Source organism: Plantactinospora sp. GCM10030261, from assembly GCF_042666615.1.
Classification (GTDB): domain Bacteria; phylum Actinomycetota; class Actinomycetes; order Mycobacteriales; family Micromonosporaceae; genus KBS50.
In genome coordinates, this window is the sequence record NZ_JBHTDD010000008.1 from 1 (window position 1) to 11,414 (window position 11,414).

Annotated in this window: 10 protein-coding genes, 2 tRNA genes and 1 pseudogene; 6 read left to right on the plus strand and 7 right to left on the minus strand. The window is 68.9% G+C overall.

Features of this window, described 5'->3' with window-relative positions:
• Nucleotides 1-97, minus strand: a pseudogene (locus ACFQUZ_RS11700) (IS5/IS1182 family transposase); the annotation flags it as partial.
• 422 nt (nt 98-519) lie between these two features.
• Between ACFQUZ_RS11700 and ACFQUZ_RS11705 the strand changes: the two are divergent.
• Nucleotides 520-807, plus strand: a complete 288-nt coding sequence (locus ACFQUZ_RS11705) for a helix-turn-helix domain-containing protein (RefSeq protein WP_377441150.1) — start codon at nt 520-522, stop codon at nt 805-807.
• Nucleotides 808-1,452: 645 nt separating this feature from the next.
• Here the strand turns inward: ACFQUZ_RS11705 and ACFQUZ_RS11710 are convergent.
• The gene (locus ACFQUZ_RS11710) at nt 1,453-2,073 is read right to left on the minus strand and encodes a hypothetical protein (protein ID WP_377441152.1); all 621 of its coding nucleotides are present in this window, start codon (nt 2,071-2,073) and stop codon (nt 1,453-1,455) included.
• 202 nt (nt 2,074-2,275) lie between these two features.
• On the opposite strand from ACFQUZ_RS11710, the gene ACFQUZ_RS11715 reads away from it, so the two are divergent.
• Both ACFQUZ_RS11715 and ACFQUZ_RS11720 read left to right on the plus strand, forming a co-directional pair.
• The gene (locus ACFQUZ_RS11715) at nt 2,276-2,824 is read left to right on the plus strand and encodes an aspartyl/asparaginyl beta-hydroxylase domain-containing protein (RefSeq protein WP_377441153.1); all 549 of its coding nucleotides are present in this window, start codon (nt 2,276-2,278) and stop codon (nt 2,822-2,824) included.
• Nucleotides 2,825-3,033: 209 nt separating this feature from the next.
• The gene (locus tag ACFQUZ_RS11720; protein ID WP_377441155.1) at nt 3,034-3,447 is read left to right on the plus strand and encodes a hypothetical protein; all 414 of its coding nucleotides are present in this window, start codon (nt 3,034-3,036) and stop codon (nt 3,445-3,447) included.
• 685 nt (nt 3,448-4,132) lie between these two features.
• Here the strand turns inward: ACFQUZ_RS11720 and ACFQUZ_RS11725 are convergent.
• The 3 genes from ACFQUZ_RS11725 to ACFQUZ_RS11735 form a co-directional block, all read right to left on the minus strand.
• Nucleotides 4,133-4,205, minus strand: a tRNA-Arg gene (locus ACFQUZ_RS11725).
• A gap of 35 nt (nt 4,206-4,240) precedes the next feature.
• Nucleotides 4,241-4,330: transfer RNA gene (locus ACFQUZ_RS11730), tRNA-Ser, on the minus strand.
• A gap of 180 nt (nt 4,331-4,510) precedes the next feature.
• On the minus strand, nt 4,511-5,479 hold the full coding sequence (locus ACFQUZ_RS11735) for a hypothetical protein (protein ID WP_377441157.1): 969 nt from the start codon (nt 5,477-5,479) through the stop codon (nt 4,511-4,513).
• Between the two features lie 127 nt (nt 5,480-5,606).
• Here ACFQUZ_RS11735 and ACFQUZ_RS11740 point away from each other — a divergent pair, with 127 nt between their 5' ends.
• Nucleotides 5,607-6,302 (plus strand): hypothetical protein, encoded by a 696-nt coding sequence (locus ACFQUZ_RS11740; protein ID WP_377441159.1) that lies wholly within the window; start codon nt 5,607-5,609, stop codon nt 6,300-6,302.
• Nucleotides 6,303-6,404: 102 nt separating this feature from the next.
• Here ACFQUZ_RS11740 and ACFQUZ_RS11745 read toward each other — a convergent pair whose 3' ends face one another.
• On the minus strand, nt 6,405-7,175 hold the full coding sequence (locus tag ACFQUZ_RS11745) for a CPBP family intramembrane glutamic endopeptidase (protein WP_377441161.1): 771 nt from the start codon (nt 7,173-7,175) through the stop codon (nt 6,405-6,407).
• 253 nt (nt 7,176-7,428) lie between these two features.
• Here ACFQUZ_RS11745 and ACFQUZ_RS11750 point away from each other — a divergent pair, with 253 nt between their 5' ends.
• Nucleotides 7,429-8,544 (plus strand): globin domain-containing protein, encoded by a 1,116-nt coding sequence (locus ACFQUZ_RS11750; protein ID WP_377441163.1) that lies wholly within the window; start codon nt 7,429-7,431, stop codon nt 8,542-8,544.
• A 141-nt stretch (nt 8,545-8,685) separates the two neighbouring features.
• Here ACFQUZ_RS11750 and ACFQUZ_RS11755 read toward each other — a convergent pair whose 3' ends face one another.
• The gene (locus ACFQUZ_RS11755) at nt 8,686-10,209 is read right to left on the minus strand and encodes a peptide deformylase (RefSeq protein WP_377441165.1); all 1,524 of its coding nucleotides are present in this window, start codon (nt 10,207-10,209) and stop codon (nt 8,686-8,688) included.
• A gap of 457 nt (nt 10,210-10,666) precedes the next feature.
• On the opposite strand from ACFQUZ_RS11755, the gene ACFQUZ_RS11760 reads away from it, so the two are divergent.
• A complete protein-coding gene (locus tag ACFQUZ_RS11760; RefSeq protein WP_377441585.1) occupies nt 10,667-11,389 on the plus strand; it encodes an IucA/IucC family C-terminal-domain containing protein in 723 nt (240 codons plus the stop codon).
• The last annotated feature ends 25 nt before the right edge of the window (nt 11,390-11,414 follow it).

Here is an 11,414-nt window from a genome sequence, read left to right on the forward strand (position 1 = left end):
CCAACGCGTGATCAGCCGGCTCGGCCGCAGCGCTGCCGCCCGGCGGCTCGACCTGCGTGTGACTGTCCCGGCGGGCGCCAGCGGCGTGCTGATGTGCACCGGCGGCACGGAGATTTCATGTCCGTCAGTCCGGAGCGAACTGTCCGCCTACCCAGATTTTTGCGTGTCCGCTGGCAGTCGACGGCGGGTGTCCGGAGTGCGGCACACAGGGCCGTTGCTGGACGTACGCCATGGCGTTCGGAAACCTCGTTGCCCGAGGCGGGTCGATATGAGCATCCCCGCACACGTGGCGCTGTGCCTGTCCTGTGCGCTTGCCCGCGAGCGCCACCTCACGTCGCACCAGCGGTGTACCGACACCGCCGGCCATCAAGGCAATTTCGTGCCCTGCTCTCGCCAACAGCGCTGGCCGGACGGTGGCCAGCCGACGCCGCAGGGAATGCCCGAGTTCCGGCCGACCCATGCCCAGACCCGACGAGTCCGGCGCAGCAACGGCCCAGCCCGGGCTGATAGGTCGGCGGCATGAGCGCCACCGAGCCGGAAGATCGGCGACGTATCCGCACCGAGTTGTGCGAGCTGCGGCGGTTGTGCGGCATGACCCGGCAACAGGTCGCTGACAGCATGGATTGCTCCGTCAGCAAGATTCGCCACATCGAGGTCGGGAACGTCGGCGTCGACCAGATCACCCTCCGGGCCCTACTTGACGTGTACCGCGTCAGCGACCGGGCCCTCATTGCCGAGCTGGTCGACCTGGCCCGTACCCACCGGGGCCGAGTCCGCGCGGCGATGCGACCTCGGCGCCAGACATGACCGTCATCCGCCGACCGGCACCGGCCGAGATTATCGCCCGACTCGTGCTGATCGGCCACCTCACCGTCCAGCAGCACCCCGACGATTGGTGCCACATTTGCCGGCAGTCGGCGTGCGGGATGCGGCGGGCAGCGCTCGAATTCCTGGCGCTGTACGACCCGCCCGCCGCAGTCGCCGAGGACGCCCCGATGTGCCTACCGTGCGCGGTCGGGACTGCCTTTGGGCTCGTCGAGCATCCCGAGTGCGCCGGCCTGTTTGATGGCGATGACGGGCCAGCCGCCTGCCGCTGCCCGACCTGCCGGCCAGGGTGGTGGCCATGACCGTGCCGCGCTGTCCGACCGACGAGATGGACGGACGGCGACCCGGCCCGCCTTTTCCAGCTCATGCCCAGGCAGACCGGTCGCTACCGGGCGAACTTCCGGTTCACCTTCACCACCTGCGCCTGCGCCTGCGCCTGCAACCCGAGCTGGTACTACGAGGACTGACTCGTTCTCGTGGCCAACGGCCAGATCAAGACCGACGGGTTCCTCCGGCGTGACCCCGACCATGACGTTGACCACGGAGTCCACCTCTACGGCAGGTCGCGACGGCGGTAGCACGTCTCCGCCAGCAACGCTCTGTCCGCGGCAGTTGAGGATGCTCATCTCACTGGTACGAAACCCCAGCCAAGTGTTCGGCCAGTTCAAATCCGGTGCCGCAGTTTGGACAGTTGAGCCGGCCAAAAAGGTAGGTGAATGCGGTTGCCACCGACTCCCGGCCCGCCTGAAGGGCCTCAGCATGCAGGCGGACCGCCAGATCTGAGGAGAGCCCGGGCTGAATCGGAGGGTCCTCCGATGGCAGGTCGAGCAGCAGTTCCTCCTCGCATTCGGGGCACTCTACGTCGACCTCCCCGTCGTTGATGCGGTCGAGTTCTTTACCCCAAATCTCGTCACCCTCGAAGGCGAGGACGGCCTGTTGGAGGTACACGAACATGCTGTCATTGGACGCGCACGGCAGGCGGTCCAATGCGAGCGCGCCTGTGATCTCATCCGCGTATGCGGCGCGGTCGGTGTCGCTGGCATCCACGGCGATGGACCCAGCAAGCACCACCGCATTCTCTCGGTTCTCTGGTATGAAAGCGGCGCAGGTCTGCGCCAGCCAAGGCAGCAGAACCACGCTGGCGGGGTCGCACGTGCCCTGGTGACACGACTCTTGCCAGATATGGTCCCAAGCTGGAGACGCCGGGTCGGCGGCAGCAGAATCCAGGACCTCCGAGGGAATCGTCACGTGACGAAGCTTCGCATGCCCCGATATCCGACGCACTCTTCTCGGCACGGCCGGACGGCTTCGGCACGGCAGCCGGTCACTCAGCGCGACGCCCGATCGGCGGCATGAGCGTGCGTCCAACCTGAAGCGCCAAGTACGCCACCACGACCGGCCACACCTGAGGCGGCGTGTCCCGCCCGAGGTGGTGCATGATGATGCCCTTATGTTCGTGGATCAGCAGCAGTTCGCCTTCTTGGCCGATATTCGAGCGCGGTGGGAGTCCATCCGGGCCGAATGCCTCGCTCTCCCGCGTGAGACCTATCAGCCGTGGGTGCAACGCAAGATGTACGGCCAGGGCTGGAGCGTGTACGGCCTGGTCGCCTTCGGGGAACGAATCGAGGAAGCGCTCGAAGCCTGCCCGAACACCGCCTCCGCCTTGACGAAGATCCCTCATCTTACGACCGCCGGGTTCTCCCGGATGGCTCCTGGCACGCACATCAAGCCACATCAGGGATGGGTCACCACGGTTTACCGCGCACATCTCGGACTGGTCGTGCCGCAGGACTGCGCGCTGCGGGTAGGCGACGAGATCCGGCCGTGGCGCGAAGGCGAGACCTTCGTCTTCGACGACACCGTCATGCACGAAGCGTGGAACTACGGCGCCAGCGACCGCGTCGTGCTGCTGTTCGACTTCGCCCGTCCTGGCTGCGAGGACCTGCCACAGGACCATCTGCCAGCCTCCGTGGCGGGTTTCGTCCGCCGTGGTAAATGAGCGAGGCACCTCGGAACGCTCTTGCACGCCTGTACGCCGTTGGACGCCCTCCTTCGTCACCTACCGTGACGCTCGGTTCGCGGCAGATGCGTGCGCCTGAACTTGGTTGGCGTGCGTCGACCGGCAGGGGTTGCCCGCCCGATACCCTGCGTTTGTGATCCGACCTCGACCTCATGACACACGCCGCTCACATCGGACTCGGGTGCGCCGTGGATGAGGTGGAGGAGGTGTGGATGCGCGCCGGCCAGGATGAGCTAAACATCATCTGGAATCGTGCCGCTGACTACGGCGCAGATGGCGAGGCTCCCGAGGGCACTCCACGAGGCATCGTGCAGCTCTCGTACTTGCTGCGTGTCTACAACTCAGCGATGGGTGGTGGCTTGGGCTTCGCCGTCGAGGTGAACGAGCCCTTCCGTCTGAAACGAGCCCTGGACGCGCTGCGGTACTTCGGATTGGCGGAACTCGCCGAGCTAGTAGCAGACCTCATCGAGCACGACTTGGACGGTGACCACGCCGAGTCCAGGCAAGATGATCTGGATATCCTCCTCGGCCACCAAGACGAGACCCTAGAGACTGCGTTCAGAGTCAAAGCTGCCGAAAGGCCCGCCGACTTCGGCCTGTAATGACGGGTCTCCACTTCCTGCTTGGTGAGCGGACGAACTCAAGTCGGCTATGAGAGTGAACCCCGACCGACGAGTTGCGACGCGCGTTCGGCCACGACACTGACGGCGTCCAGAGGCGTGCCTGCCGCTCAGCCCTCCAGACAGTCGACGGCGGCGCCAGCACAAACCTGACCAGGCAAGTCAGGATGGCCCGGGGTGCCGACGGGAAGAACCGGCCACGCCGGACGGACAGGAGCAGCCGGTCACCGGATTCCCGCACGATCTTGTGAACCCCGCTGGCAGAGAGTCCGGCGGAAGACGCTCGGACCGCCTGAATCAGATGGGTCGTCGTCACCACGGCCACCCCGGGGGCGCGGGCGCGGGACCGCCTCCAGGCCGAATCCGGCCGCAGGTCAGCGGCGGCCGGCCGCCCTGGAAGCACCCCGCCAGCGAAGATCGACGAGCATGACCATGGTGGACAGACACGGAGAGTCAGCGCGCCCTCTCCCCAATCATGATCCAGACCAGGCGACACGGAAACGCACTGGTCAGCACGGGCGAGCACCCAACCCCGGCCGAACAGCACGGTGACAACGGAGCACCAACCGAGCACCAACGTCCCACCATGTGGAAGACCGCGGCACATCCCGGGAAACAATCAAGGCCGCAACCTGCGTTTCCGCTGGTCACGGCCTTGAACGTACTGCGCGCCCGAAGGGACTCGAACCCCTAACCTTCTGATCCGTAGTCAGATGCTCTATCCGTTGAGCTACGGGCGCAGGTGCCCGGCCAGTTTACACACCCGGCCGAACCGCGGAGACTCCGGGATTCGAACCCGGGAGGGGCGGTTAACCCCAACCGCATTAGCAGTGCGGCGCCATAGACCAGACTAGGCGAAGTCTCCCCGGTGGCGACACACCACCGACGCCCGAGGATACAGGGCGTCCGGCGACCTGAGCAAAGCACCTCCCCGACCACCAAGACGATCTTGATCTCATCAGGGTCATCGGCACATCCCGTGGCCGAGGGCGTCGTCGCCGGCAACCCTTTCTATCTCTGGGGAGGTGGGAACGGCCGCCTGATATTAGGCTCCTGCCATGGAGGAGCAGCCGGGCACCGATCCGCCCGACCGACCGACCCCACGATCGCGACCCCGAGGCCCGCAGCCGGCGTTCACCCCGCCTCCCGCACCGCCCCCACCCACTCCGGCCGAGCCGCCCCCACCCAACCGGCCACGCCGCCGGGGCGCCCCACCGGCTGTCCTCTTCCAGCCCCCTTCCGGCGACGAGGCCGCGACCCGCCCAGCCGAGGCCGCTACACCGGGCGGCCGGAATGACGACGCCCCACCGCCCGGCCGGAACCACAGCACCTCGACCGGGGCTCGCCGGTCCGGTCGGACGACGCTGCCCGCTCCCCGATCGCCCGCCGATGCGGAAGGCCACGGGCGGACACCGTCAGGCGTCGACCGCCGACCAGCCGCGCCCGAGGCCGAGTCGACAAGCGCCGCGCAGGAGCCACCGCCGACAAGCCCGCCAGCGAAGGAGGCAGTTCCAGGGAAGGCGGCAGTTCCAGGGAAGAAGACAGCTCCAGCGAAGAAGGCGACCGCTGGCACGAGAACGACCGCCGCGAAGAAGGCGACCGCTGCCAAGAAGATGGCCGAGACGGCGGCACCGACCGACCAGCCGGACCCGACGACGACACCGGTCCGGGAGCCGGCGCCCGCGAAGAAGGCCCCCCGCGCAAAGAAGGCGGCGCCGACAAAGAAACCGGCGCCCGCGAACGAGGCCACGCCGACGAACGAGGCCACGCCGACGAAGAAACCGGCGCCCGCGAACGAGGCCACGCCGACGAACGAGGCCACGCCGACGAAGAAACCGGCGCCCGCGAAGAAGGCGGCGCCCGCGAAGAAAACGACCCCCACGAGCAAGGTCGTCGCCAGGGGTACGTCCGCGAGGAAGACCACCGAGCCGGTCGACCCCCACGAGCCGGCGCCGCTGGCGGGGACGGCGCCGCCCACTGACTCGCCGGCGCCCGAAGCGACACGCGAACACACACCCCCACCCGAACCGGCAAGCCCACCCGGCCCAGCACGCGAACACGGACCAGCACACCCACCCGAATCGACACGCGAACACGAACCGGCAGCGTCGGTACGGCCGAGCACGGCAACCCCCGCCGAGGTGGCACCAGCCACGGCCCGACCCGCCAGTGAGGCCACCCGCCCCGCGGGGGACACCGCACCGCGTACCCGGACCTCGGCAGCGTTGCGCGTACTCGACGATCCTGGTCGGGCTCCAGAGCTGATCGCGCTCGCGGCGGTCGACCTGCTCGGTCCCCCCGCCCGGAACTGGGTCGAACGGACCCGCGCGGCGCGTCCGGAGGCCGGCCCGGACGAGCTGACCCGGTTGGCCGCCGCCCGGTTCACCCGACTGGTCGGCGTCGGGGGCGCCCTGGCAGCCCGCACCGGCGTCCTCGCACCGGTCGCCGAGATCGCAACGGTGACCTGGGCGCACGCCAGCCTGGTGCTGCACGTCGCCGCCGCCCACGGACACGATCCCACCGATCCGGAACGCGCGGTCGACCTGTTGGTGCTGACCGGCGTACATCAGGACGCGCCGGCCGCGCGGGCAGCGCTCGGGGCGGTGGACACGGATCATCCGGTGCTCGAACCGCCGCTGCTCCGGCTGGCGGTGGCGGGTCGCCGGCTGGCCGGGCCGTTCGTCAACCGGCTCGCCGGCTGGTTGGCTCTGCGATTCGTGGTGCGCGGAATACCGGGGGCCGCGCCGTTTACGGCCGCCGTGGGTTACTCGATGTCCGCACGCCGGCTCGCGGCCCGCGCGGCCACCCGATTTCAAACCACCGCCTCACCGAGGTGATAAACCCATCCTTCAGCGTTGATCTTGCATTTCTGGCTGCGACAAAACGGCATGAAAGTCGCATAGAGCCAACCCAGAATGCAAGATCGCGCGACCAGGGGGCTATAGCCAGTCGAGCCAGTCGGGCGGGACCAGGGCGTAGCCCACGAACGCCACGATGTCCAGCAGCGTGTGGGCGATGACCAGCGGCAACACCCGGCGGGTGCGGAGGAACACCAGCGCGAACACGACGCCCATCACGGCGTTTCCAACGAATGCGCCGATGCCCTGGTAGAGGTGGTAGGAGCCGCGAAGCACCGCGCTCGCCGCGATCACTGTGGCGGTCCGCCACGCCAGTTCCCGGAGCCGGGTGACCAGATAGCCGACCACGACGACCTCCTCCAGGATGGCGTTCTGCGCTGCGGCCAGGATCAGCACCGGCACCGCCCACCACAGGTCCGGCAGCCCGGCGGGCACCACGGTGGCGTTGATGCCGAGCCGCGCTGCGGCCCAGAACAGCGCCAGTCCCGGTAACCCGATGGCGGCGGCCAGCGCCGCGCCGAGCGCCAGATCCGTGCCCGGCCGCCGGGCGTCCAGGCCGAGCAGCCGCCGCGCGTCGCCGGGGTCCCGGTTGAGCAGGTGTACGGCGAGCAGCACGGGCACCAGCGCGAATCCGATACCGAGCAACTGGTATGTCAGGTCGAGCCAGGGTCGGTCGGACTGGGACGCGTTGAGGGTGGCCGTCTGCTGGGAAAGGGGCCGGTCCTCGGTCAGCCGGGCGATGATCCGGACCAGGGCGTAGATCGCCGACTGGCCCAGGGACACCCCGAGTACCAGCAGCACCTCGGTGTTGCGGGTCCGCCGGGCCATCGGTCCGTGGAGATCAACGGTCACCCTGTCACTCTGCCCGACAGCAGGTCTTCCCGGCGACCGTCGGCGCACTTAACGGACAGATCAGGCGAATGTGACGGACACGATGTGCCATCCCGTGAACGGGACTCTCGATCGCACAGCCTGTGCGACTCCGGTCCGCCACCCGTACCCATCCTTGCAACGAGCACCCAACGGAACCATCTCGTCACTCACCGCGAACTGATCGACCAGTCCGTGCGCGCATCGACGCACCACGATAGCGAGAAGGACATCAATGGACAACCTTGCGCGGTCACTGAAGGAGAGCTGGAGTCTCGTCGAGGACCGCAGGGACCTGCTCGCGAAGCAGTTCTACGCCCGGCTGTTCGTTATCAGTCCGTCCCTGCGGCAACTGTTCCCGGTGCAGATGACCGACCAACGGGACCGGCTGCTCGAGGCCATCGTCCGAGCCGTCCAGACGATCGAGGATCCCGTCCATTTCGACGACTACCTCCGCGGCCTCGGCCGGGACCACCGCAAGTACCACGTCCAACCCGAGCATTACGACGTCGTCGGTCGCGCCCTGCTGGACGCCCTGCGCGCCCTGACCGAGGGGCAGTGGAACCTGGAGTACGACCAGGCTTGGCGGGAGGCGTACGCGGTCATCGCGGAACGGATGATCGCGGGCGCGGCGGAGGATTCGAACCCGCCGTTCTGGCACGCCGAGGTGATCACCCACGAACGGCTCGGATCCGAGATCGCCGTACTGACCTGTCAGCCGCTGCAGTATCCGCTGCCCTACCTGGCCGGTCAGTACGTGAGCGTCGAGGCCCCCAGACACCTGCCGCGGGTGTGGCGGACGTACTCGGTCGCCAACGCGCCGACCGAGGACAACCTGCTGGAGTTCCACGTCCGGGCGAAGAGTTCCGGCTGGCTCTCCGGAGCCCTGGTGCGTCGGGTCCGCGCCGGTGACCTGCTCCGTGTCGCCTCCCCGATGGGCACCATGACGCTGGATCCGCGATCGACCCGGGACGTGCTCTGCGTCGCGGGTGGGGTCGGACTGGCGCCGATCAAGGCGCTCGTGGAGGAGTTGGCGCGATACAACCGGACCCGCTGGGTGCATGTCTTCGCGGTTGCCCGCACCGAGGCCGACATCTACGGCCTGGAACCGCTGTACCGGCTGGCCGCCCGCCATCCCTGGCTGTCCGTGCTGCCGGTGTGCACCGACGACCCGCACTACACCGGCGATCGCGGAACGATCAGCGACCTGCTGGACCGGTACGGCCCGTGGACCGGGCACGACTGCTTCGTGTCCGGCTCGACGGCGACGGTCGGGGCGACCCTGCGCGTCCTCGCCGCCCAGGACGTGCCGGCCGAGCTGATCCGGTACGACGTGTTCGGCGACACCTGAGAGACAGCGGTTCCCAAGACCTCCCTCCCCCCAAAAACCGGGTCCCGGGTCCTGCTCGCGGGCAGGGCCCGGGACCCGGCCCCCGATACGACGCCCGGTCAACCGGGGATGCCGGGTCGGGCCCGATACCCGGCGGATGGATCAGTAGTGCCAGGGCTGGCCGGTCTCCCGGTACTCCTCCACCGACACCAGCGGCACCCCGGCGGCCATCCGGTCGACGTACAGCCGCCCCTCCAAGTGGTCGATCTCGTGCGCCACGAGCCGGGCCATGCCGAGGTCGAACGATGTGATGACCGGTGAGCCGTCGTACTGCACATGTTCGACGTCCACCCGCAGCGCCCGCGGGACCAGGCCACGGACATCGAAAAAGGACAGGCAGCCCTCGTACTGCTCGTCGGTCTCCGGCCCGGCGTCCACCACCCGCGGGTTGAGCAGGACCACCGGTTCCGCCTCCCGATCGGGTGGGTGGATGACCGCCGCCGAGCGGGCCACCCCGATCTGCGGTGCGGACAGGCCCACTCCCTTGCTGAACGGGTGCAACTCGTCCACCTTGTCGAGCACCGTCAACAGCCGGGACACGACCGCCCGGGCGGCCGGTTCCTCGCGCGGCAGGTCGAACCGGGTGGTGGGCCGGTGCAGCATCTCGCTGCCGCGTTGCAGGATGCCGGCCGACCGCATCCGGTCGCTGGCCCGTTCCCCAGGCTGCTCGTCCGGCACTCCCTCGACTTCCGGTGCCCGGAACCGCCACTCCAGCTGGTAGCGGGAATGCATCTGTGGGTAGTCGGTGCTCCACTCGAACCTGACCCGCTCTCCCTCGACTCGACGGTCGATCGGGGTCCGCAGCGGCGTCTCCTCCGTGGACAGTGACGCCTCCACCCCCCAGACCTGCGGGTCCAGGCCGGCGGGTAGGTCGAGCGCGATGGTGAGCCGGCCGGTGGGCAGGCGCACGGCTCGCTGGAACCACTGCCCCCATTTCTCCTCGGAGACCGCGTACGTGTACTCGATGGTGGCCCGGCGCCGCGGGTAGAGCGGGAAACGCCCCTCGTTGTTCTCGAACAGCAGCCACGCCTCCTTGAAGGCGTCCCGGTCGCGTTTCACCCGGCACTCCATGGCCTCGACCCGGCCGTCGTCCTTGCACCAGGCTCGCAGGCCCAGTTCGTCGAAGCTGAGCGGGTGCTCCCGGTGATGTCGGTTGGAGCGGTCAGGTTCGTGCGGGAACCTGTCCACGGCCACCCGGATGAGATAACGGCTGACCGGTTCGTTGCCACCGTTGTAGAGCTGCCGGCGAATCCGGCAACGGTACTGCCCGTCGGCGTAGGTGAGGGTGGCCGTCTCGTGCTCCACGAGCAGTCCGGTGCCGGGCGGCAGCCACTGCTCGGGCGACACGGTGGGCCGCCGCTGGCTGGGCACGGGTCGGGACTGCCGCAGTTCGTCGTACTCCTGGAAGCGCTGCCATATCGCGCCGCTCGCGCCGAGTACCGCCTCGGCACGTCGGGCGAAGTCCTCGGTGGGCCGGTGTCGGCGGCCCTCGACGTGGCTGACGTACGACGGGTCGAAGCCCATCCGGGCGGCGAGCTGTTTCTTGGTCATCCCACGGGCCACCCGCCGCCGGGACAGCTCGGCCGCGAACGAGTCGGCGGCCCGATCCAATGGCGAGAGGGTCATCATCGTCCTCAGGTGCCGGGAGTTTCCAGTGTGCTGGCCGGGACGCCCGAGGCGCAGGGAACTGCAGCGTTACCGACATCTATATTGACAAATGGGCCACTGTGTCCGAGACTGGACGCTCCCGTCCGCCCACAGCTCGGGTGCCCACGGACGCGCCTATCTGCCTCCCGCTCGGGTACCCCTCGTCACAGGACGCCGCGCCCGCGCGTCCCGGTTAGGTTTGCCTAACCGAATAGCACGGGTTAGCCTGGCCTAAGTTGCGGTTTCCAGACGGCGAGAGGGCGGAATCGGTGATGGCGAGGACGGCGGCGGGACCTGGTCCCCAGGGCGGCGGTAACCCGTCATGACCGCCCTCACCAGCGGGGTGGCCACCGTCACGTCCGACCTGACCGACCGCCGGACCGGTAGGTTCTCGATCGCCGCACCGCTGACCCCGATCCTCACCACCCTGCGGGGAATGTTCGGCACCGACCGCCTTCCCGGGCTGGCTCCCGGGCTGGTCGTCGACGACGAGTCCGGCTGGACCCCCGTCACCCGACTGATCGACGGAGAAGGGCTACCCGAGCTGCTCGCCGCCGCCGCCCACCGGTGGGACGCCCAGCCACACGCCGCAGCCGCCCTGCTCTGGAAGTCGTACTCGTACTACGCGACCCTGCCGGTGGTGCTCGGATGGGCAGCCGCCCGCCGTGTTCCGCTGCTGGAGCCGGCCGACGTACTGGTGCGCGCCGACGCCGACGGTCCCCTGGTCACCATCGGCCTGCGCCGCCGCGCCCGGGTGGCGGTGCTGCCCAGCGACCCGTTGGCGCTGACCGGCCGGGCCGACGTCCGGGTCGTCCGGGACGACGCCGAACTCCTCACCCTGCTGCGCGAATCCCTGCTCGATCGACACCTGAACCCCCTGATCGAGGCGATCCGCGGCCAGGTCCGGCTCAACGCGCGGACGCTGCTCGGCTCGGTCTCCTCCGCCGTGGCGTACGGGGTGCTGCGAGCCGCCGGCAGCCTCCCCGGCGCGTCGGTGGAGTCGGTCGGGACGTTGCTGGACGCGCTGGGCCTGGCCGAGCTGATCGAGTTGGTCCCCGGCCCCTCGGGTGAACCGACGGTCCAACGCAAGACCTGCTGCCTGGCCTTCACGCTGCCCAAGCCCAAGCTCTGCGCCGGTTGCTGCGTCCGTCCGTCCTGATCCGGTCGACGCTGCCCGCCGGAGA